We start from the raw sequence: 20,072 nt of genomic DNA, 5'->3' as shown, positions 1-20,072 counted from the left end.
CGGAGCGTACGTTCGGGTACGCGAGTACCGGAAGCGCAGGAAACTGCTATTCGCAGACCGGCATCACCTGAATATCGGCAAACCCTAGATCAGATCGGCCTTGGCCAGCTCCCTCATCAGATGGCTGGCGCCGTAGGTCCAGTGCGGGCAGTCCGGCGACAGCCGCACCCGGTTGACCAGCGCGCCGAATTTCTCCGACGAGATGGTGACGATATCGCCGACCTTGTGGGTAAATCCCTTGCCCTTCTCGCCGCGATCCTTGGACGGAACGAACATGGTGCCGAGATAGAGCGCCAGCCCGTCCGGATACTGGTGGTGCGGACCCATGGCAGCGGCGACCAGCTCCTCCGGCGAGCGGCTGATCTCGGCCATCGAGCTTGCGCCCTCCAGCGAGAACCCGTCTTCGCCCTCGACCTTCAGGCGCACGACGGCCCGCTTGACGTCATCGATCGAGAACGTGTCGTCGAAAAGCCGGATGAAGGGACCGAGGGAGGCCGAGGCATTGTTGTCCTTCGCCTTGCCGAGCAGCAGCGCCGAACGCCCTTCGACATCGCGCAGATTGACGTCATTGCCGATTGTGGCGCCGACGATCCTGCCGCTTGAGGCGGCGATCATGGCGATCTCGGGCTCCGGATTGTTCCAGGTCGATACCGGGTGCAGGCCGACATCGGCGCCGAAGCCGACCGAGGCCATCGGCTGGCATTTGGTGAAGATCTCGGCATCGGGGCCGATGCCCACTTCCAGATATTGTGACCAGGCGCCACGCGAAATCAGCTTGGCCTTGATCTCCATCGCCTCGGGCGAACCGGGCTTCAGCTTCGACAGATCGTGGCCGATCAGCCCGGCAATGTCGGCGCGAATGGCGTCGGCTTTTTCAGCCGAACCGCGCGCCTGTTCCTCGATCACCCGTTCCAGCAGGCTGACGACGAAGGTGACGCCCGACGCCTTGACCGCCTGCAGGTCGACCGGGGAGAGCAGATACGGCTTTGCCGGATCGCGCCTGGTCTCAAAACTGTTGGCGGCGATGTCATCGAGCGATCCGATCGGTCTGCCCTTGGCCGATAGCACATGGCCGGCAGGATCCGGCATCTCGCAGATGTCACGCACAGTCGGTGCCGCACGCGACGTGATGTCGAAAACCGTGCCGTCGCGGACCGTGACCACCAGGGGATGGGGCGCGGCCGATGATCGGGCGCGGCCGAGAAAGACACCATCGTCGTCAGGCAGAACGGTCATGTTCGTCACTACTCTTCTCTCGTCACAGGGAGGGATGTTTCAACATTGTGGAGTGCCGTGGTCTCTTCTTCAAGTCGGCGTGTGGCAGAGCGGCAGACGCCCAACGGAAAGACCCATGTCGGCCATGTCCCCGCGCCGAAGAACACCGCCTCGCAAACTCTCGATTCGGGGCTACAGTCCATCCCAGCGTAGGCGCAAATGCGCGCTTGTCGATCTGCCTTGGTCCAGCGCGGTCAGGCCGCTGCCGTGATGGGCGTCCACGACATGTGAAACCGGTTCGAAACAGAAGAAATCGGCATCTCGTGCCGGCGAATAGAGAACGAAGACGTTCAGCGTCGACGATGCCTCGACCGTGACCAGGATGGCGTCATCCGGCTGGGCGATCGAGGCACGGCCGTCCCAGCCTTCGAACGCGTTGTTGACCCAGGTGTCGGGAAGGGGCGCGGCTTGCGAGAAATACCACTCCGGGCGGGAGGCAAGCGGCACAACCGCCGTCGGCAGGTGGCGTTCGTCCTCCAGCCAGACCCTTGTCGCCGATGCTTGGAGCGAGGTGTGCGGACTGCGCGGAAACCACGGATGGAAGCCGAGCCCGTAGGGCAGGCGTATGGTGGCCCGGTTCTCGACGGTCAGGACCACGGCCAGTGCGCCATCCTCCAGTGCGTAGCGGACACTTGCATGGTAGCGATAGGGTCCGATTGCACCGTTTTCCAAAACCAGCTCCATTTCAGTGCCGGTTCGTCGTGTCAGCCGCCACGGCCTTTGAAAACCGTCGCCATGGAGCGGGAACGGCTCGCCTTCGACATTGGGTTCGATCGCATGGTAGCGCCCTTCGAACTCGAAGCCCCCGCCGGAAATACGGTTCGACCATGGTACCAGCAGTTGAGACCCGAACTTCATCAGACCCGTCGATGGTTTGATGACGGGCGTGGGCACCCGGCCGGGGCGCAGCGCGTCGTAGCGCAGGATGGCGGCGCCCTGGCGAGGGCTCACCACCAGGCTTGCGCGTCCGTCGGCAAGCTGGACCGCATCACTGTTTGTCATCGACGGAAAGCCACTTCTACCAGCCACCATCGACGCTGATATTCTGGCCGCTGATCATGTCCGAGGCCGGGGAGACAAGGAACAGCACGAGATCGGCGACATGCCGCGGCTCGATGCGACGCTTCAAGCTCTGGTTGGTCAGAATCCAGTCGTTGTATTCCTGGAGCCGTTCGCCGAAAACGCGCTCCTCCGCCTCGGAAACGACAGCGCCCGGCGATACTGCGTTCACGGTAATGCCGTGCGGTCCCAATTCCCGCGCCAGCGACTTCGTGAGACCCAGCATGGCGCCCTTCGAGGCTACATAGGGCACGTAACCCTCCCAACGGCCGTTCAGCGTCACCGAACAGAAATTGACGATCCTCCCCTGGCCCTTCTTCTTCATACCAGGAGCGCAGGCGCGCGCCAGCGCGAAGGCAGCCGAGGAATTCACGCGGATCTGGTCCTCATATTCGGTGAGTGAAAAGTCTTCGAACGGACGGTTGATGATAAGCGCCGCGTTGTTGATCAAAATGTCGATCGCGCCTTCTTCGTCGGCGAGCGCCCTGACCACCGCTTCGGCTTCGGCCAACTGGTTCAGGTCGCAGCCGATATAGACGATCGCACCCTTGCTTGCCGACGCCAATTCAGCGGCGATCCCAGGTCCTTCGACAGTCTCGGGGCGGTCAAGCAGAAGCACGCGAGCGCCGGCGCGCGCAAGTGCGGCAGCCTGGGCACGACCGAGCGAACCCAGACCGCCGGTCAGGAGCGCAACTTTGCCGGAAAGGTTCGTCATCACCATTCCCCGCTTCTCAAAGCACGTTATGGACTTCGTCGATGGAGGTTTCCTCGATGCGCTTGTCGAGCACAATCTCGCCGCGCGCCATCGCGACCACGCGATCACAGCAATCAAAGACGTGATGCATGTTGTGGCTGATGAAGACGCCGGTGACACCTTGCTCCTTCAAGCCCCGAACAAAGCCGATCACCTTATGCGTTTCCTTGACCGACAGATGGTTGGTCGGCTCATCGAGAATCATCACCTTCGACTTGAAGTGCATGGCGCGCGCGATGGCGACGCCCTGCCGCTGGCCCCCTGACAGTTCGCCGACCAGCGCGTCGGGCGAGCGCAGATGCAGATCGACATTGGCGATCGCCTTGATGCTTTCGCTGCCCATCTTCTTTTGGTCGAGGATGCCCACGCCGAACACGGAAAACCGCGTCGGTTCCCGCCCGATAAACAGGTTCCTGGCAATCGACATGGTGGGAACCATGGAATTGTATTGGTAGATGGTCTCGATACCGAGGTTCATCGCATCGCGCGGCCTGGCGATCCGCACCGGCTTGCCGTCGACCAGGATTTCGCCCTCATCGGCTGTTTGGACGCCGGATAGAATGTTGATCAGCGTCGACTTGCCGGCGCCATTGTCGCCTATCAGCCCGAGCGCCTCGCCCCGTTTGAAGTCGAGGCTCACGCCCTTCAGCGCATGCACGCCCGAGTACCATTTGTGAAGATTGCGGACGGAGATGATCGCGTCGTCCATATCTCAATTCTCCATCTTGATCGCCTTGGCGCGCTTGCGCATCCAGGCATTGGCGACGACGGCGAAGATGGTCAGGAAGCCGATCGCGAACTTGAACCAGTTCGCATCGACTTGCGAGAGCACAAGCCCATTGTCGATAATGCGGATCAGGATCGTGCCGATGATACCGCCTGCGACCGTACCGATGCCGCCTGCCAGCGAAGCGCCGCCGATGACCGCTGAGGCGACTGCCTGGAGTTCCAGACCCTCGCCGATGGAAGGCAGGGGAGAGCCCAGTCTCAGCACCTGCAACATGCCGGCGAAACCGGACAGCATCGAGCAAAGCATGAAACATGCGAGTTTCACCCTTGCGGTCGGGATGCCCATCGAGGCGGCAGCGGGATGGAAGCCGCCGGTGGCCTTTATCCAATTGCCGAAATTGGTTCGGGAAAGCATCAGCGACGTCAGCACGGCAATTCCGACAAACCACAGGAACGACATGCGGAACATGTGGCCGGGACCGACAAACGACGTGAACAGCCAGTTCGGCAGATCAGCGGGAAGCAGGGGTGGAAACCCGCCCGAGACGACGATCGTCAGCGACCGGGCGATGAACAGCATGCCAAGCGTGGTGATGAAGCTCGGGATCTCGAACCTGATCGTCACATAGCCGTTGATGAAGCCAATGACCGCGCAAACGCCAAGGCCGGCCAGCAAAGCGAGTGGGAAAGGCACACCCTCGACCATGAGGACGGCCATGGACATCGGCATCAGCGCAAACACCGATCCAACCGACAGGTCGAACTCGCCGCTGATCATCAAGATCGTGACGCCGATGGCGACGAGGCCCGTTTCCGGCAGAATGCCGAGCATGCCACGAAGGTTGTCCTGGTTGAGGAACACGCCGTCCGATCGGATCTCGAAAATCACCACCAGAAGCACCAGCAGGATCAGTCCAGCCAGTTCCGGTTTTTCCAGATAGGTCTTGAAGAGGCGTTTCAAGGCAGGCTCCAGGAATTGAGGCGGGGGACCACCCGGCGGCGCGGGCACCGCCGGGTGAACACATGGCGTGCGGGGCCTAACGAAGACCTTGCGCGGAAAGCGCCATGATCGCGTCGGCCTGGTCCGGGCGTACGATACCCTGGCCCGTATCGATGTCGGAGGGTGCCAGACCTACCTTCTTGTTCAGGTAGGCTTCCATCACTGGCATAAAGCCTTGCATGTAGGGCTGCTGGTCCACCAGGGCCTGCACATAGCCCTTCTGCATTTGCTGCAGAACTTCCGGCACCAGATCGAAGCCGCCAAGCAGGACCTTGCCGGGAGCGACACCGCGATCCTGCAAGGACCGCGCAACGCCCGCGCACCAGAAGCCGGTGTCGAAATAGGCGGTGGTGTCGGGATGCGCGTTGAGATAGGCGCCGACACGATCGGACGTGACCGCAAGGTCCGTCCCGCTGTCGATCCGCTCCCATGAGACCTGGCGGTCGGGATGGGCCGCCTTGTACTCTTCGAGGAACTGCATCACGCCTGCGCCGCGGCTCTCCGACCAGTTCTGGCCTGGTGCCGAAATGCCGACCAGAACCTTGATTGGCCCTTCTTTCGGGAAGCTCTCGGAAATCGCCTTGCCGAGCGAATAGCCCGCCGGCTTGAAACCTTGCCCTATAAAGGCCTGCCGGGCGTTGCCCTTGGCGCCTTCGGTGTCATCGACATTGACCGCAATCACCAGGACGCCGGCGTCGCGCGCTTCCTTGATGACGTCGTCGAACGCCTTGTTGTCGACGATCGAGGTCAGCAAGGCATCCGGCTTGGCGGCAAGTGCCGCGCGCATGTTGGCGAGTTGCTGCTCGACCGAACCCTCGGTCTGGGTGAAGATCATGTTGCACTTGGCTTCGACCTTGCCGCAGGCATCGTCATAGCCCTTCTTCACCGCCTGCCAGAAGGTGTTCGAGGCCGACGAATGGTGCGTAAAGACGATGTTGAGCCCGTCGGCGCTGGCGATGGAAGGCCCGGCGAACAGCGTCGTGGCCAGCAAAAGCGTTGCAGTCAGTCGTTTCATTACTATTCCTCCCGTTGAGTGTACTTCAGATGTCCGCCTTGTCGGAGACGCGGCGATGGACGGTGTAGGCCCGGCCGAGGTCGGGATTGAGCTCCAGTCCGAGGCCCGGGCCGGGCGGCACGGTGATCATGCCGTCCTTGACTTCCGGCAGCGCGGTCACAAGGTCGCGATACCAGGTCCGGTAGAATGCCCTCACACTCTCCTGTACGAGTGCGTTGGGCGCGTTGAGAGACAAATGCGTGGACGCCGCCAGAACCACAGGCCCGGTGCAGTCGTGCGGGGCGACTGGCAGGTGCCAGGCCTCCGCCATCGCGGCGATCTTGCGTGCTTCCGAAAGTCCGCCGCACCAGGAGATGTCCAGCATCACGATGCCGGCGGCGCCGGTCTCCAGCAGATCCCGGAATGCCCAGCGACTGCCCAAGGTTTCTGACGCAGAGATCGGCGCCGGGCTCGCGGCCTCATAGCGCTTGAGATCGCCGAGACTGTCCATGCGGATCGGGTCCTCGTGCCAGTATGTGCCGTAAGGTCCGAGCGCTTTGGCGATCTTGATCGCCGGCAGGAGCTGCCACATCGAATGGAACTCGACCATGATGTCTATCTTGTCGCCGACAGCTTTGCGGATCTTCTCGAAAGGCTGCAGCGCCGCTCTGAGATCGGCGGCGGAAATATCGTGCCCCCGGCTCTTCTCAGCGGCATGGTCGAAGGGCCAGATCTTCATGGCCGTGATACCGTCTTCAAGGAGCTCCGCCGCCAATTCGTCGGCACGGTGGAGAAACCCGTTCAGATCGTCGTAGCCCTGCTTCGTGCCGAGACCATAGTTTGCGGTGGTCTGTCCCTTGCCGTCCTTGATGTATTCGGTGCCGGCGCAGGTGTTGTAGGTGCGGATGGACTGCCGCGAAAAGCCCCCGAGAAGCTGCGCGATCGGCTGACCTGTCGCCTTGCCGAAAATATCCCAGAGCGCGATGTCGAAGGCGGAATTGCCTCGAACCTCGACGCCGCTCGAGCGGAAACCGAGATAGCCAACCAGATCCGCGGAAAGCAGATCGATCTGCAGGGGATCGCGGCCGATGACGCGTGGCGCAACATATTCGTGCAGGTATTCCGCGACCGTGCGCGCCATGAAGAACGTTTCGCCAAGGCCGGTGATGCCTTCGTCTGTATGCACCTCGACCCAGAGCAGATTGGGCCGCTCTTCGATGCGAATGGTCTCGATCGCGCGGATTTTCATGCGATCCCCGCATCGGTCAGCGCCTTGACGCTTTTGTCGAAATGCGCGGCCATGTGTTCGGCGGCGAGTTGCGGATTTCCCGCCACGATCGCCCGGGCAATATCTGCGTGACCCTCGATCATCTTGATCTGATCTTCCACGGAGGCGCGTGTACGCCAGCCGATCACCCAGGTGCGCCGCGTGACGCCGCCGAAGGCGGTGATGATCAACGAGAACACCGGGTTGTGAGAGGCCCGCGCGATCGCCTCATGGAATGCGATGTCGTGCTCCATGACCATCTGGGGCGCATGATAGTTCTCGCGCATCAGTCGCGCGTATTCTTGGATTTCAGCCGCCTCGGCATCGCTCCGCCGAAGTGCGGCGAGCGCCACCGTGCGCATTTCGATGGTACGGCGAACATCATAAACCTGGTGGACGCTGATCTGTTCGGTGGTGACGCCGTGCTCGATCACCATCGACATGGCACCGATGTCGAGCTTGGCGACGCTGGCGCGCCGGCCGGCGCTCATGTCGATCAGGCGCATCGCCGACAGCGATCGAAAGGCCTCCCGCACCACTGTCCGCGAGACGCTGAGCCTGCGGGTCATATCGGCTTCGCTGGGCAAGAGGTCGCCGGGGCCGAGTCCCTCGACGCGGATGTATTGGGTGATGGCCTGAATAGCGGCGCTGACCAGCCCGGGATTGGTCTCTTCCGGCATCACGCTGCGATTGGCCACCATTTGCCCTCAACCTGTATGACATGTTTTCTTGAAATGCCTATATCTTTGTGAAATGCTGTCTGTCAAGGGACGTCAACCAGCGCGCCAAATGAGGGAATGCATGGATAGCGGAGAGATGCAGGCAGTTCTCGTTTTCGGTGCCCGGGATGTCGTCGGGGAGAGCCTGATCTGGGACGAAAACAGGAAAACATTGATCTGGGTGGATATTATCGGGCGGCGCATCCACCAGCTCGATCCGGACACTCTCGATCACCAGAGCTGGCAGGCACCGGACCTCGCAACCTCGATCGGCCTGTGCAGGAACGGTGGCGCAATCGTCGGGCTGCGAAAGGATGTGGCGCTGTGGGATTTCGGGGAAACCTTCAGGACAATCGCGACGATCGAACCGGATAGCCCGGACACTCGGTTGAATGAGGGCGTGGTCGCCCCAGACGGCTCATTGTGGGTTGGAACCATGGAAAACAATATCGGCCCGGATGACCTTCCGCGCGATATTTCGCGAGATGCGGGGCGGATCTATCGCGTCGACACGACCGGCATTGTGGACGCGCTCAGCGCCGATCGTTTCGGCATCACCAACACAATGATCTGGACGGCGGATGATACTTTCATCACGGCGGACACGACGAAGAACCGGATGTTCCGCTATCGCTGGGACAGGGTGCGATCGCGAATAACCGACAGGCGCCTTTTCTTCTCGGGCTTTCCGCGCGGTCTGCCGGATGGGTCGTGCATGGATGCGCAGGGCTATGTCTGGAATTGCCGCGTTGCGGGCGGCGGCTGCCTCGTGCGCATTTCTCCCAATGGGGTTCTCGACAAAGTGGTGGACCTGCCCTGCAGCTGGCCTACGAGTTGCGCTTTTGGCGGCGAGAATTTCAATACTCTCTTCGTCACGTCGGCGCGATTTACCATGAGCAGGGAACACTTGCAGGCAAATCCCCAAGAGGGCGGGTTGTTCGCGGTACGGACAGGCGTTCGAGGCACGCCGACCAACCGGTTCGGATGAGAGGTGCGTTGTTTCATCCGATACTACCCGCAGTGCCTGGAACTCCCTCAGGCTCGATCTGCGAAGCGCCGGATCAAAACCCGCTTTCAAAATAATGAAATCACATCTAGGATTTTCATTTTACAATGAATCCCAGGTGACCCTTGCCCGCACCATTCTCCGATCCGATCTGGCGCAAGCCGCAGCCGGCTTCCAGGTTTCAGTCGCTTTTTCCCGGTGGCGAAAAGGCCGATGTCGTCATTGTCGGCGGCGGCATCATGGGTCTGTCGACCGCATTGCATGCTGCCAGGCTTGGCATGTCGGTGCAGGTGCTGGAGGCCGGCGAGATCGGCCAAGGCGCATCGGGCCTCAATGGCGGCCAAGTCATTCCCGGCCTGAAATACGATCCGGAATGGCTGCTGGAGCATTTTGGCCCGGAGCGCGGCGAGGCGCTCGTCAATTTCGCGGCTTCGACCGCCGATGCGGTCTTCGAACTGATTCGCGACGAGAAGCTCGCGGTGCCGTTCGTGCGCAATGGCTGGATCCAGGCGGCGCACACCGAGGTCGCGCTGAAGGCGGCGGCAAACCGTGACCGGCAATGGCGCGCGCGTGGCGCCGATGTCCGGTTGCTCGATGCGGCGGAGATCGCTGCGATGACCGGCGCACAGGGCTATCTCGGCGGCTGGCTCGATCGCCGCGCCGGTGTGATCGATCCGCTCGCCTATACGTCGGAACTCGCCCGTGTCGCGGCAGCGGCTGGAGTGCGAATAGCCGAGCGTCAAAAGGCCGTGCGGCTCACCAAGGCCGCCGGTGTGTGGCGTATTTCGACTGAAAATGGCCCGGAATTGCAGGCGAAAGCGGTCGTGCTGGCGACAAACGCCTATACGGACGGTCTGATCCCCGGCCTTGCCCAGACGATCGTGCCGCTGCATTCCTTTCAGATCGCCACGGCGCCGCTGTCCGCCAATCTGGCGGCCACGATCCTGCCGGAAGGGCAGGCGGTGTCGGACTCCAGGCGCATCCTCGTCTACTACCGCAAGAGCGCCGATGGCCGACTGGTGCTTGGCGGCCGTGGCCGCATGGCGCTGCCGACCAGTGCCGGTGACTGGGCGCATCTCGAGCGTGCGCTGGTACGGCTCTATCCCTTGCTGTCCGGTGTCGCCATCGAGAAGCGCTGGTTCGGCCGGGTGGCGATGACGCCGGACCACCGGCCGCACATTCACGAGCCGGAGCGGGGCCTGCTGGCCGTGGTGGGCTGCCAGGGCCGCGGTGTCGGCCTGATGACCGCGCTTGGCGAGCGCGTTGCTGGTTATCTCCAAGGTGGCGACGCTAGGCAATTGCCCTTCCCGGTCTCGCCGATCCGGCCGATCCCGTTCCATGCCTTCCGCCAGGTCGGCGTCGCGGCGACCATTGCCTGGTATCGCCTGCTCGATGCGCTGGAGCGCTGACAAGGCAATTCCTATCAGTGTGATTCCGTTTGGGATTCCGCTTGACAGTTTCATGAATATGAAAAATTCTAGGCTAATTTCAAATTTCCTTGGGCAGGTCGATGTCGACCACAGTTGCAGCACCAGCACCAGAGGCCCGGTCTTCTCAGGGCTTCCGGGTCGCCATGTTGCTGCCGGGCGCGCTGGTCACCTTGCTGCTGATCCTGTTTGCGCTTGGCCTGGTGCTTTTCCTCGCCTTCCGCGGCAATGACGGATCGCTGCTCGGCGCAGGTTTCACGGTGGCGAATTTTGTCACTGTAGTGTCCGATCCGCTGTACTGGACCGTGACGCTACGCTCGCTGATCATCGCCGCTTTGGTCACGCTGGCGACCGTCGTCACCGCCTATCCCGTCGCCTACTACCTTGCCTTCCACGCCGGCCGGCGGCGCGGCCTGCTGCTGTTCCTGGTGACGCTGCCGTTCTGGACCAGCTATCTCCTGCGCGTCTTCGCCTGGAAGATCGTGCTCGCCTATAATGGCGTGCTGAACTCGGCGCTGATCGAAAGCGGCATCTGGTCCGAGCCGACATTGGCCTTTCTCAACACGCCGGCCGCTGTCGTTGTCACGCTGGCGCACGCCTATGCGCCGTTCGCCATCCTGCCGATCTATGTGGCGCTGGACACGATCCCGAAATCGCTGATCGAGGCCGCTTCCGATCTCGGCGCGCGGCCATTCACCTCTTTCCGCCGTGTCGTGCTGCCCAATTCGATGCCGGGCGTGCTGGCGGCGGCGCTCGTCGTCTTCGTGCCGACGGTCGGCGACTATGTCACGCCGGCTCTGGTCGGCGGTCCGGCCAGCACCATGATCGGTACGCTGATCCAGGCTGAGTTCGGCAAGGCCAATGACTGGCCGTTTGGCGCCGCACTCTCCGTCGCCGTCATGCTAGTCATCCTCTGCGTGGTGCTGGTCGCGCGCTTCGCCGACCGCAGATTTGGCAGCCGCACATGAGCGCTGAGCGCACGCAGGGAGGCGGCCGCTGGCTCGGCGTCTATGTCATCGCCTATCTGGTCTTTCTCTATCTGCCGGTGCTGCTGATCCCGCTGTTTTCCCTCAACAACTCGATCCAGGCAGCGTTTCCGCTGCAAGGCTTTACCTTGCAATGGTACGCGACTTTGTTCGGCAATTCGGCACTGACCAATGCGCTCCTGAACAGCCTCGTCATCGGTGCCGTTGCCGCCACTTGCGCTACTCTGTGCGGCATCACCGTGTCCTACATGGATCTCTATGGCCGCTCGCCGCTGGCCGCCACCATCAGCGCCATCGCCCGGCTGCCGATCCTGATCCCGGGCGTCATCGTCGGCATATCGCTGCTGATCCTCATCAACCTCATCGGTCTCGGTCCATCGCGCATCGCCATCGTTCTCGGCCACATACTGGTGGCGCTGCCAACGACAGTGGTGATCATGCGCAGCCGCTTCGCCGCCATCCCGAAAACCATTCGCGAGGCGGCGCTCGATCTCGGCGCTTCCGACTGGACGACGTTCCGGCGGGTGATGCTGCCGCTCAGCCTGCCGGCCATCGTCTCGGCCTTCATGCTGGCCTTCCTGATCTCCTTCGACGAATTCATCGTCGTCTTCTTCCTCGCCGGCACCGAGCCGACGCTGCCGCTCTACATCTGGAGCCAGCTCAGGTTTCCAAAGTCGCTGCCGACGGTCATGGCGCTGGGTACGTCGATCCTGGCGGTGTCCTTTGTCATCGCTGCAGCAGCCGAAATCCTGCGCCATCGCGGTCTGTCCGCACCGGCACCAAGACCCGCGGATCCATCACAACCAAAACAAACCAAGAGAGGAGAACTGCAATGGCATTCCACCTGAAATCTGGCGACCTGAAATCTGGCGACCTGATATCCGGAAAGACCGCCCGGGCCGGCTTTGCCGCCTTGGCATTGGCGCTGTCGTCGACCGTCGCTTTCGCCGGCGACAAGCTGCAATATTTCACCTGGTCGGGCTACGAACTTCCCGATTTCAACAAAAGCTTCCTCGCCGCACATCCCGATGGCGTCGAGGCCTCCATCTTCGGTGACGACGATGACGCCTTCACCAAGGTCAAGGCCGGCTTCCGCCCCGATATCGCGCATCCCTGCTACGACAAGGTGGCGCGCTGGAACAAGGAAGGCCTGCTGCAGCCGATCGACACCAAGCGCATCAAGAACTGGGATTCGATCTTCCCGGTGTTCAAGAACCTGCCCGATCTGCAGGCCGGTGACGGCAAGGTCTGGATGGTGCCGTGGGACTGGGGCAACACCTCGATCCTCTACCGTACCGATCTGGTGAAGAACCCGGAAGCGAGCTGGAACCTTTTGTGGGACAAGCAGTATGCCGGTCGCATGGCGACCATCGATGCCGTGCATGACACGCCGATCGTTGCCGCGCTTCTGGCCGGCGTCAACCCGTTCGACATGACGCCGGAGCAAATGGACAAGGTGGCCGAGAAACTGCGCGAGCAGCGCCCGTTGCTCTCCAACTACACCACCGACATGACCTCGGTCGAACAGGCGCTGGCAAGCGGCCAACTGGTCGCCGCCATGACCTGGAACGCGTCCGCCACCTCGCTCAAGAAGCAGGGCGTGCCGGTCGAGTTCATGAAGCCGAAAGAGGGCATGCTGACTTGGGCCTGCGGCTTCGTCATGCTCAAGGATGCCAAGAATGTCGATCTCGCCTATGACTTCATCAACAGCCGGCTGGACGCCGACTCGGGCAAATACCTGATCGAGGCCTATGGTTATGGCAGCTCGCTGAGCTCCGCCTTTGCCACGGTTCCGAAGGAGGAGCTGGAGAAACTACAACTGCCGTCCGACCCGGAAGTGATGCTGAAGACCACCATCTTCACCGGTCCGATGAAACAGAATGACGATCTCGCCAAGATGTTTGAGAAGGTGAAGGCGGGGGGATAAAGCTCCCCCTTCTCCCCTTGTGGGGTGAGCAGCCGGTTCGCGTAAGCGAATTCATCGTGCCAGTGGCACGATGAAAGGCCGGCGAACGCCGGGACGCTGCGAAGCAGCGGGGACCCGGCAGGGTGGATCGACTAACCACGCCCGGCCCTTCGCAGGCTCAGGGCGTTCGAAGCTCGAAAAGCCAAGCAATTGGCTTTTCGTTCGCTGTGCGAACCGCTTCTCACCCCACAAGGGGAGAAGGGAAAAGCAAACGAGGACCGACTGATGGACATGCTGGATGAAGCGGCTGAGAAGCCGAAGGACGATGCCGATGTGCGGGTCGGCCGGCGCGTGCGGGCGCTGCGGCTGGAGCGCAACCTGTCACTGGCCGATCTTGCGGCAAAAGCCGGCGTGTCGATCGGTGCGCTGAGCCAGATCGAACGCGGCATGTCCTCGCTGCGCGTCAAGGTGATCTGGCCGCTCGCCGCCGCCCTCGACATCGAGCCGTCGGCGCTGATCGCCGACGGCAACGATGCCGTCAACGACCTCTATTGCGTACGCGCTAGCAGCCGGCGGCAGATCCCGGTCAAGTCGGAAGGCATCGCCAAGGCGCTGCTGTCGCCGCCGGGCGCGACGCTGACCGGCATGCTGGTGACGGTGGAAGCAGGTGGCGGCACCGCCGAGGCCTATGCCCATGCCGGCCATGAATTCGGCTATGTGCTGGAAGGCGAGGTCGAACTGGTGGTGGATTCGACAAAATACGGGCTGAAGACCGGCGACAGTTTTGCCTTCAAGAGCACGCTTTTGCATGCCTTCCGCAATCCGGGCGCCGAGCGCTGCCAGATTCTCTGGGTCAACACCACGAAGCCGTCCGAGGTTCGCGATGGCGCCTGATCCACTCGTCCGGCTGCAGGCGGTTTCGAAGATTTTTCCTGGCGGTATCGTCGGGCTCGACGCCGTCGATCTCGACATTATCAGCGGCGAGTTCATCACGCTGCTCGGCCCGTCGGGCTGCGGCAAGACCACCAGCCTGCGCGTCATCGCCGGTTTCGAAAGCCCGTCGAGCGGAAAGGTCTTGCTCGATGGTCGCGACATCACCGCACTTCGGCCGTTCGACCGCCCTGTCAACACCGTGTTCCAGGACTACGCGCTGTTCCCGCACATGAATGTCGCCGAAAACGTCGGCTTCGGCCTGTCGCTGCGCAAACTGTCTGGAGCCGAGCAGGCAAAGCGCACCGGCGAAGCCCTCGACATGGTCGGCCTCGCCGACAAGATCGGCGCCCGCGTCTCCGAACTGTCGGGCGGCCAGCGCCAGCGCGTCGCGCTGGCGCGTGCCATCGTCTGCGAACCGCGCGTGCTGCTGCTCGACGAGCCGCTGTCGGCGCTCGACGCGCATCTGCGCGAACAGATGCAGGTCGAACTGAAGCGGCTGCAGTCGCGGCTCGGCACCACTTTCGTCATGGTCACCCACGACCAGACCGAGGCGCTGTCGATCTCCGACCGCATCGTCGTCATGAACAAGGGCCGCATCGAGCAGATCGCGCCGCCGGCCGTACTCTACGACCGGCCCGCCACGAAGTTTGTAGCAAGCTTCATCGGCACCATGAATCTCCTGCAATCACGGTTTCTCGGCCGCGATGGAGATCGCTTGCGTTTCACCGCCGGCGCCCTGCCGCTGGAGGCCATTTCTGAAACCGACCGGTCACCCGGCGAAGGCGAGGTGCGGACCATTGGCGTGCGTCCGGAGGATTTGCTGGCGATGACGGAGGCCGCGCCGGGCACGGCGCCGGCACGCGTCAACAGCATCGTCTTTCACGGCCGCACGTTGCGCCTGCATGCCGAGCTCGGGCAGGGCGCACCTGTTGTCATCGACGCGCCGCGCCAGGCCGAGGGTTTTCAATTCAGCGTCGGCGACATCGCTCATATCAGTCTGCGCCGTGGCGCCAACTGCCCGGTGCTGCCAAGCTAGTCCAACCGATCTCTAAAACCGGAGCACACGTTCGGCGGCTACAAGCAGTCGGGCAACGGTTGCGAGTATGCCGACTGGGCAATCCACGATTTTTTCGAGGTCAAGGGCATCATCGGCTACGGGGGCGTAGGCTTAAGCCCTGCTCAGCAGGCTTCTTCAACCGTTGAGCTCGCGGGCGCTGATGCGGAAAGCACCAACGCTCGCTTCGTTTTCTGCTTGATTTGTTCTCTTTTTGTTCTAAAATTTCCGGCTTGGCGGAGATGGGGTGGCGCACAGGAGGAAGGACATGAATGAACTGCCCACGTTCAACACAGCTGAAAACGGTCAAACATCTTTCAATTGGCATGAGCGGAACAGGCGTCGTCGCACCGATCGGTTGTTCTTCTGTCACCTGATGGAAGGCACCATCGCCGACCCTGTCGCTTTACAAGCGACTGCTTGGCGCGAGGAATTCGGGCTGAAAGGGAAAATAATTGCCAATCACATCTCGCTTGTTGGACTCGGCGACCATGACGGACTGCCGGACGGCTTGGTCGAACTCGCTAGCCACATAGGTTCAATGATTGTCGCAAAACCCTTCGACGTTTCTTTTGATCGCTTGTGCGCTTTTGGCGGTGGCGCGCTTGTTTTGCGTAGCAGCGACGGTAATCCGTCGCTGCAAGAGTTCTGGCGAAACCTCACGGCAGTGATTTCGGATAGCCCGTTAAAGCTCTTTCTCACGAAGTCCATTGAACCGCATGTCACGCTGCTTCGCGACAAAATGGGAGTGCCCAAAATTCGCGAAAAGACGATCGACCCGATTAGTTGGACAGTGCGTGGTTTTGCTCTCGTCCATAGCTTCATCCAGGAAGGTCGGTATGATGTGCCTCACCATTGGCAATTGACCGGCCAGGACGATGCCCGGCCCGCGATGTGAACGCCTTAAATCGTCGTCACGTGATCCACGCGCCCATCATCCTGACATGGCTTGTCAGCTACCGCACTGTCCGACGATGGCAGGCTGGCAAGCTGTTCCCTATTTGCAATTCGTCTGAACAGGAGGAACACAAATGACCATCGCGGAAATTGCCAAGGATTTCACCGAGCTGCTCAAGCAGGGCGACAACGAGGCTGCAGCTGAGAAATACAATGCCGACGATATCGTCAGCCTCGAAGCCATGGAGGGGCCAATGGCCATCGCCCGGGGCAAGGAGGCTCTCAGGCAGAAGGGCCAGTGGTGGCAAGAGAACAATGAAGTGCATGGCGGCTCGGTCGAGGGTCCCTATGTCAACGGCGACCAGTTCGCGGTGCGCTTCAAGTTCGACATCACGCCCAAGGCGACCGGCGAGCGTGTCACCATGGATGAAGTCGGCCTCTACACGGTCAAGAACGGCAAGATCACCGAAGAGCGCTTCTACTATTGAGGCCGGGAAAATCCACCGGCTTTAGGGAGCCTGCTCTTGTCGCTGGGTCGAAACAGGCATGGCGACCGGGACGATGTTCTGGCCGCCATGTGGGATGCTCAAATCGACTTCACATACTGCGAAAGCTGATCGGCCACCGTGCCCCAGCCGTCGAAGAAACCCATCTCCTCGTGGTTGTTGCGGGTCGCCTCGTCGCGGTGGATGGCGGTAGCGGTGTAGCGCGTGCCCCTGCCGTCTGGCTGAAAACCCGAACATTCCGAAGATACCGCAGTGGCGCTGGCAAAGCGGGAAGGGCGGTTTTAGGCTGCGAAGCGGATTCGACGGTCAGCCCAAGGAAAGCAGCTTTGACGATCACCATGTACGGCATCACCAATTGCGACACGGTCAGGAAGGCGCGCGTCTGGCTGGAGGGCCATGAAAGTGCCTACCGGTTTCACGATTTCAGGGCAGAGGGACTGGACGCCAAGCGGCTGGATAACTGGGTTAGCAAGGTCGGCTGGGAAAAGCTGCTCAACAAGGCGAGCACGACGTTCCGCGAGCTGCCGGACAAGGAAAAACAGGGCCTCGACGAAAAGAACGCCAAGGCGCTGATGCTGGCCAAGCCAACGATGATCAAGCGGCCCGTGTTGGAGGTCGGCGACCGGGTTCTGGTGGGGTTCAAGGCTGATGTTTATGAAGAGGCGGTGGGGAAGTAGAGCCGCCTCTCGTTCCGCGGTGTTCCGTCGCGCCCCCCTCTGTCCTGCCGGACATCTCCCCCTCAAGTGGGGAGATTGGCAGCTTCGCCGCTCCGCCATTCTTGTCGCGTTCGTGATTTGCGAAGACGACGATGACAGCGGATCTCCCCACTTGAGGGGGAGATGGCCGGCAGGCCAGAGGGGGGCGCTGTCCCGCCGACTCGCAAAAAGAAGGTCTTCAGCGTCCGCGCAGATACCCCGCCAGCGCCACCGCGTTGTTATGCGCCTCGTCATGCGCGCCGTAGAGCAGCGTCACATTGCCGTGGCGAAGCAGGCCGCGCAATTCACTCACCGCCTCGCCATTCCCATCCAGCTCAAGCCGGTACCGCTCCCGGAACTCCGCCCAGCGCGCCGGTTCATGCCCGAACCATTTGCGCAGCTCGTTGCTCGGCGCGATGTCCTTCAGCCACAGCGTCAGCGCGGCGCCCTCCTTGCTGACGCCGCGCGGCCAGATCCGGTCGACCAGAACCCGCTGCCCGTCGTCGGGAGCGGGTGGCTCGTAGATACGCTTGACCGCCAGATCGAAGGCCATCGGACCCTCCGTAAACGGGTCAGGCCCACTCGCCCTTGCGCATGACTGGCACGCGGGCTCCGTCCTTGTGGACGCCGTCAATGTCGATCTTGTCCGAACCGATCATCCAATCGATGTGGATAAAACTCTTGTTGCCGCCGCGCGCCGCGATCTCGTCCTGGCTGAGCGAGGCGCCGTCGACGAAGCACTTCGAATAGCATTGGCCGAGTGCGATGTGGCAGGCGGCGTTCTCGTCGAACAGCGTGTTGAAGAACAACAGGCCGCTCGCCGAGATCGGCGAGGAATGCGGCACCAGCGCTACTTCGCCCAGGCGCGGCGCGCCTTCGTCGGTGTCGAGCACTTTCTTCAGCACGTCCTCGCCCTTCGATGCCCTGGCCTCGACGATCCTGCCCTCTTCGAAACGCACAGAGATCTCATCGATCAGCGTGCCCTGGTAGGACAGCGGCTTGGTCGAGGAGACATGACCCTCGACCCGCCTTGCATGCGGCGTGGTGAAGACCTCCTCGGTCGGGATGTTCGGATTGCAGGTGATGCCGTTCTTGGCGGTCGAGGCGCCGCCCATCCATTCATGGCCGTCCGCCAGCCCGACGGTCAGGTCGGTGCCCGGTCCGGTAAAGTGCAGCGCATGGAAATTATGGCCGTTGAGCCATTCCGTGCGGCTGCGCAGCGCTGCATTGTGCGCCTTCCAGTTGCCGATCGGGTCCTCAACATCGACCCGCGAGGCGGCGAAGATGGCGTCGGCGAGCTTCACGACCGCAACGTCGTCGGCATTATCAGGAAAAACCTGCCTGGCCCAGGCGAGGTCCGGATAGGCGACGATGTTCCAGTTGATGTCGAAGCCGGTGATCTTTTCCAGCGCCGGCTGGTAGGCCATCGAATTGGCCTTGTTGGCGCGCGCCACTTTCGCCGGATCCTGCGCCGACAACAGCGACGGATCCTCGCCGCGTACGGCCAGCCTGGCCGCATTGTTGGAAAAGGCCTTCGCCATGCCTTCATAGAGCCAGCCGGCGGCGCGGTCGAAGCTCGCATCGGCGCCGAAGCGGTAGCGTGCCAGCGTCATCTCGTCATCGTTGAAGATCGGTGTCACCAGCCCGGCGCCGGCCTTGTAGGCGTGCTCGACGATCCGCCTGGTCAGCGGCAGTGCCGCGATGGACGACGTCAGCACCAGATCCTGTCCCGGTTGCAATTGCAGTCCGACCTTGATGGCGACTTCCGCCAGCCTGTCGAGCTTCACCGGGTCGATCGATGCGGAAACGCCGCGCGAATGTGTGGTCATGATCCTGCCTGTCGTAGTTTGATGTCCGACTCTACATAGCTCGGTGCCACGGTGCTTTCCACCGCGATCGCGCCGGCGGGTTCTGCAGTGTCGGACCCGAACTGCGCCATCGTTGCCTCGATCTCTTCCCTGATCCAGGCCTTGAAGTCCCGGACCTTGCGACTTTCGGCCTTGGTGCTGGAGGTCACCAGCCAATAGCCGAGCCCGCTCTGGGCGCGGATTCCGAACGGCGCCACCAGCCGCCCATCGGCCAGCGCATCGGCGGCGAGCAATTGCCAGCCCAGCATCACGCCATGGCCGGCGATCGCCGATTCCAGGCACAGCATCGGGTCGGTGAAACGCGCCCCCTTCAGGAAGGTGACGGGTGGAACGCCTGCTGTCTCGAACCAGCTCTCCCAGTTGATCATCGCCCGCTCGTCGGTAATTGCGCAGGTCTGTGCAAGGTCCTCGATCGACTTCAGTTTTTGGGCGATCGCCGGCGCGCAGACCGGGAAGACTTCCTGCGCCAAGAGCAGTTCCGCCCGCCCGCCCGGCCATTTGCCGTCGCCGAGCCGGATGGCGATGTCGATGTCCGAGTGATCGAGATTGGCCAGCCGCACCGAAGCGTCGATGCGCAGCAGTACGTTGGGATGCCGGTCGAAGTGGCGCGATAACCTGGGCAACAGCCATTTCGAGGCAAAGGCCGGCGCCACCGAAACCACCAATGTGCATTGCGTCGCCTCGTCGGCCAGCGCCACGGCCTGGGCAAGCTCACGAAATCCAGCGCCGAGGCGGCTCGCGAAGAGGGCGCCGAACTCTGTCAGCACCAGACCGCTCGTCGTTCGTTCGAACAGCGCCTGGCCAAGCTGTTTTTCGGTGCGGCTTATCTGCTGGCTGACGGCGCTGACGGAAACGTTGAGCTCACCGGCCGCCGCCGCCAGCGATCCGAGACGGGCAACGGTTTCGACGGCGCGAAGGCCGTTGAGATGGACGCGATTGAGCATGGTCATTTGAGTTTTTCTAAACCGGTCCGCCCGAAATCTCAATTGAAAGACAC

Annotated in this window: 21 protein-coding genes and 1 pseudogene; 10 read left to right on the top strand and 12 right to left on the bottom strand. The window is 62.1% G+C overall.

The annotated features are described in order from the left end of the window. Window positions 1-84: 84 nt before the first annotated feature. The 8 genes from ACSQ3L_RS25815 to ACSQ3L_RS25780 form a co-directional block, all read right to left on the bottom strand. Window positions 85-1,245, bottom strand: a complete 1,161-nt coding sequence (locus tag ACSQ3L_RS25815; protein ID WP_436162473.1) for a fumarylacetoacetate hydrolase family protein — start codon at window positions 1,243-1,245, stop codon at window positions 85-87. Between the two features lie 162 nt (window positions 1,246-1,407). After that, window positions 1,408-2,277, bottom strand: a complete 870-nt coding sequence (locus ACSQ3L_RS25810; protein ID WP_436162472.1) for an aldose 1-epimerase — start codon at window positions 2,275-2,277, stop codon at window positions 1,408-1,410. A gap of 16 nt (window positions 2,278-2,293) precedes the next feature. Further along, window positions 2,294-3,049: an SDR family oxidoreductase gene (locus ACSQ3L_RS25805; RefSeq protein ID WP_436162471.1), complete on the bottom strand. Its 756-nt coding sequence runs from the start codon at window positions 3,047-3,049 to the stop codon at window positions 2,294-2,296. A gap of 16 nt (window positions 3,050-3,065) precedes the next feature. After that, window positions 3,066-3,797, bottom strand: coding sequence for an ATP-binding cassette domain-containing protein (locus ACSQ3L_RS25800; RefSeq protein ID WP_436162470.1), 732 nt, complete (start codon window positions 3,795-3,797; stop codon window positions 3,066-3,068). Between the two features lie 3 nt (window positions 3,798-3,800). Beyond that, window positions 3,801-4,778, bottom strand: a complete 978-nt coding sequence (locus tag ACSQ3L_RS25795; protein WP_436162469.1) for an ABC transporter permease — start codon at window positions 4,776-4,778, stop codon at window positions 3,801-3,803. 76 nt (window positions 4,779-4,854) lie between these two features. Beyond that, entirely contained in the window at window positions 4,855-5,832 is a 978-nt protein-coding gene (locus ACSQ3L_RS25790) for a sugar ABC transporter substrate-binding protein (RefSeq protein ID WP_109662062.1), read from the bottom strand. 25 nt (window positions 5,833-5,857) lie between these two features. Further along, complete coding sequence (locus tag ACSQ3L_RS25785; RefSeq protein ID WP_436162468.1) at window positions 5,858-7,060, bottom strand: mandelate racemase/muconate lactonizing enzyme family protein; 1,203 nt, start codon at window positions 7,058-7,060, stop codon at window positions 5,858-5,860. Beyond that, entirely contained in the window at window positions 7,057-7,779 is a 723-nt protein-coding gene (locus ACSQ3L_RS25780) for a FadR/GntR family transcriptional regulator (protein ID WP_436162467.1), read from the bottom strand. The genes ACSQ3L_RS25785 and ACSQ3L_RS25780 overlap by 4 nt, the downstream gene beginning before the upstream one ends. A gap of 100 nt (window positions 7,780-7,879) precedes the next feature. Here ACSQ3L_RS25780 and ACSQ3L_RS25775 point away from each other — a divergent pair, with 100 nt between their 5' ends. From ACSQ3L_RS25775 to ACSQ3L_RS25735, 9 genes are all read left to right on the top strand, one after another. Continuing rightward, window positions 7,880-8,785, top strand: a complete 906-nt coding sequence (locus ACSQ3L_RS25775) for an SMP-30/gluconolactonase/LRE family protein (protein ID WP_436162466.1) — start codon at window positions 7,880-7,882, stop codon at window positions 8,783-8,785. 143 nt (window positions 8,786-8,928) lie between these two features. Next, complete coding sequence (locus ACSQ3L_RS25770) at window positions 8,929-10,212, top strand: NAD(P)/FAD-dependent oxidoreductase (protein ID WP_436162465.1); 1,284 nt, start codon at window positions 8,929-8,931, stop codon at window positions 10,210-10,212. A gap of 101 nt (window positions 10,213-10,313) precedes the next feature. Continuing rightward, on the top strand, window positions 10,314-11,198 hold the full coding sequence (locus tag ACSQ3L_RS25765) for an ABC transporter permease (RefSeq protein WP_436162464.1): 885 nt from the start codon (window positions 10,314-10,316) through the stop codon (window positions 11,196-11,198). Then, a complete protein-coding gene (locus ACSQ3L_RS25760; RefSeq protein WP_436162463.1) occupies window positions 11,195-12,064 on the top strand; it encodes an ABC transporter permease in 870 nt (289 codons plus the stop codon). Before ACSQ3L_RS25765 ends, ACSQ3L_RS25760 begins: the two co-directional genes overlap by 4 nt. Beyond that, on the top strand, window positions 12,049-13,143 hold the full coding sequence (locus ACSQ3L_RS25755) for an ABC transporter substrate-binding protein (protein WP_436162462.1): 1,095 nt from the start codon (window positions 12,049-12,051) through the stop codon (window positions 13,141-13,143). Before ACSQ3L_RS25760 ends, ACSQ3L_RS25755 begins: the two co-directional genes overlap by 16 nt. A 264-nt stretch (window positions 13,144-13,407) precedes the next feature. Beyond that, window positions 13,408-14,016 carry a cupin domain-containing protein gene (locus tag ACSQ3L_RS25750; protein WP_436162461.1) on the top strand — a complete coding sequence of 203 codons (609 nt, stop codon included), beginning with the start codon at window positions 13,408-13,410 and terminating at the stop codon, window positions 14,014-14,016. Next, complete coding sequence (locus ACSQ3L_RS25745; protein ID WP_436162460.1) at window positions 14,006-15,091, top strand: ABC transporter ATP-binding protein; 1,086 nt, start codon at window positions 14,006-14,008, stop codon at window positions 15,089-15,091. Before ACSQ3L_RS25750 ends, ACSQ3L_RS25745 begins: the two co-directional genes overlap by 11 nt. A 286-nt stretch (window positions 15,092-15,377) precedes the next feature. Beyond that, the gene (locus ACSQ3L_RS25740; protein WP_436162459.1) at window positions 15,378-16,007 is read left to right on the top strand and encodes a 2'-5' RNA ligase family protein; all 630 of its coding nucleotides are present in this window, start codon (window positions 15,378-15,380) and stop codon (window positions 16,005-16,007) included. Between the two features lie 133 nt (window positions 16,008-16,140). Then, the gene (locus ACSQ3L_RS25735; RefSeq protein WP_436162458.1) at window positions 16,141-16,494 is read left to right on the top strand and encodes a SnoaL-like domain-containing protein; all 354 of its coding nucleotides are present in this window, start codon (window positions 16,141-16,143) and stop codon (window positions 16,492-16,494) included. A gap of 98 nt (window positions 16,495-16,592) precedes the next feature. On the opposite strand, the pseudogene ACSQ3L_RS25730 reads toward ACSQ3L_RS25735, so the two are convergent. Further along, a pseudogene (locus tag ACSQ3L_RS25730) lies at window positions 16,593-16,727 on the bottom strand (SRPBCC domain-containing protein); the annotation flags it as partial. Between the two features lie 123 nt (window positions 16,728-16,850). Here ACSQ3L_RS25730 and ACSQ3L_RS25725 point away from each other — a divergent pair. Next, on the top strand, window positions 16,851-17,189 hold the full coding sequence (locus ACSQ3L_RS25725; protein ID WP_436162457.1) for an ArsC family reductase: 339 nt from the start codon (window positions 16,851-16,853) through the stop codon (window positions 17,187-17,189). Window positions 17,190-17,406: 217 nt separating this feature from the next. On the opposite strand, the gene ACSQ3L_RS25720 is transcribed toward ACSQ3L_RS25725, so the two are convergent. From ACSQ3L_RS25720 to ACSQ3L_RS25710, 3 genes are read right to left on the bottom strand one after another with little or no spacing between them, the layout of a single operon-like run. Next, window positions 17,407-17,760, bottom strand: a complete 354-nt coding sequence (locus ACSQ3L_RS25720; protein WP_436162456.1) for a DUF488 domain-containing protein — start codon at window positions 17,758-17,760, stop codon at window positions 17,407-17,409. A 19-nt stretch (window positions 17,761-17,779) separates the two neighbouring features. Next, entirely contained in the window at window positions 17,780-19,036 is a 1,257-nt protein-coding gene (locus ACSQ3L_RS25715) for an aminopeptidase (RefSeq protein WP_436162455.1), read from the bottom strand. After that, the gene (locus ACSQ3L_RS25710; RefSeq protein ID WP_436162454.1) at window positions 19,033-20,025 is read right to left on the bottom strand and encodes a LysR substrate-binding domain-containing protein; all 993 of its coding nucleotides are present in this window, start codon (window positions 20,023-20,025) and stop codon (window positions 19,033-19,035) included. Before ACSQ3L_RS25710 ends, ACSQ3L_RS25715 begins: the two co-directional genes overlap by 4 nt. Window positions 20,026-20,072: the final 47 nt, after the last annotated feature.

This window comes from Mesorhizobium sp. LjRoot246, assembly GCF_964254115.1.
Taxonomy (GTDB): Bacteria; Pseudomonadota; Alphaproteobacteria; order Rhizobiales; family Rhizobiaceae; genus Mesorhizobium.
Note: the sequence above shows the minus strand (reverse complement) of the source record. Positions and strands in the feature narration are given on the sequence as shown.

Excerpts from the sequence above, each read along its gene's own strand:
- ACSQ3L_RS25810 (WP_436162472.1), bottom strand. The coding sequence starts at position 2,277 with ATGACAAACAGTGATGCGGTCCAGCTTGCCGACGGACGCGCAAGCCTG.
- ACSQ3L_RS25805 (WP_436162471.1), bottom strand. The coding sequence starts at position 3,049 with ATGACGAACCTTTCCGGCAAAGTTGCGCTCCTGACCGGCGGTCTGGGT.
- ACSQ3L_RS25800 (WP_436162470.1), bottom strand. The coding sequence starts at position 3,797 with ATGGACGACGCGATCATCTCCGTCCGCAATCTTCACAAATGGTACTCG.
- ACSQ3L_RS25790 (WP_109662062.1), bottom strand. The coding sequence starts at position 5,832 with ATGAAACGACTGACTGCAACGCTTTTGCTGGCCACGACGCTGTTCGCC.
- ACSQ3L_RS25785 (WP_436162468.1), bottom strand. The coding sequence starts at position 7,060 with ATGAAAATCCGCGCGATCGAGACCATTCGCATCGAAGAGCGGCCCAAT.
- ACSQ3L_RS25780 (WP_436162467.1), bottom strand. The coding sequence starts at position 7,779 with ATGGTGGCCAATCGCAGCGTGATGCCGGAAGAGACCAATCCCGGGCTG.
- ACSQ3L_RS25775 (WP_436162466.1), top strand. The coding sequence starts at position 7,880 with ATGGATAGCGGAGAGATGCAGGCAGTTCTCGTTTTCGGTGCCCGGGAT.
- ACSQ3L_RS25765 (WP_436162464.1), top strand. The coding sequence starts at position 10,314 with ATGTCGACCACAGTTGCAGCACCAGCACCAGAGGCCCGGTCTTCTCAG.
- ACSQ3L_RS25760 (WP_436162463.1), top strand. The coding sequence starts at position 11,195 with ATGAGCGCTGAGCGCACGCAGGGAGGCGGCCGCTGGCTCGGCGTCTAT.
- ACSQ3L_RS25755 (WP_436162462.1), top strand. The coding sequence starts at position 12,049 with ATGGCATTCCACCTGAAATCTGGCGACCTGAAATCTGGCGACCTGATA.
- ACSQ3L_RS25750 (WP_436162461.1), top strand. The coding sequence starts at position 13,408 with ATGGACATGCTGGATGAAGCGGCTGAGAAGCCGAAGGACGATGCCGAT.
- ACSQ3L_RS25745 (WP_436162460.1), top strand. The coding sequence starts at position 14,006 with ATGGCGCCTGATCCACTCGTCCGGCTGCAGGCGGTTTCGAAGATTTTT.
- ACSQ3L_RS25740 (WP_436162459.1), top strand. The coding sequence starts at position 15,378 with ATGAATGAACTGCCCACGTTCAACACAGCTGAAAACGGTCAAACATCT.
- ACSQ3L_RS25735 (WP_436162458.1), top strand. The coding sequence starts at position 16,141 with ATGACCATCGCGGAAATTGCCAAGGATTTCACCGAGCTGCTCAAGCAG.
- ACSQ3L_RS25725 (WP_436162457.1), top strand. The coding sequence starts at position 16,851 with ATGTACGGCATCACCAATTGCGACACGGTCAGGAAGGCGCGCGTCTGG.
- ACSQ3L_RS25720 (WP_436162456.1), bottom strand. The coding sequence starts at position 17,760 with ATGGCCTTCGATCTGGCGGTCAAGCGTATCTACGAGCCACCCGCTCCC.
- ACSQ3L_RS25715 (WP_436162455.1), bottom strand. The coding sequence starts at position 19,036 with ATGACCACACATTCGCGCGGCGTTTCCGCATCGATCGACCCGGTGAAG.
- ACSQ3L_RS25710 (WP_436162454.1), bottom strand. The coding sequence starts at position 20,025 with ATGACCATGCTCAATCGCGTCCATCTCAACGGCCTTCGCGCCGTCGAA.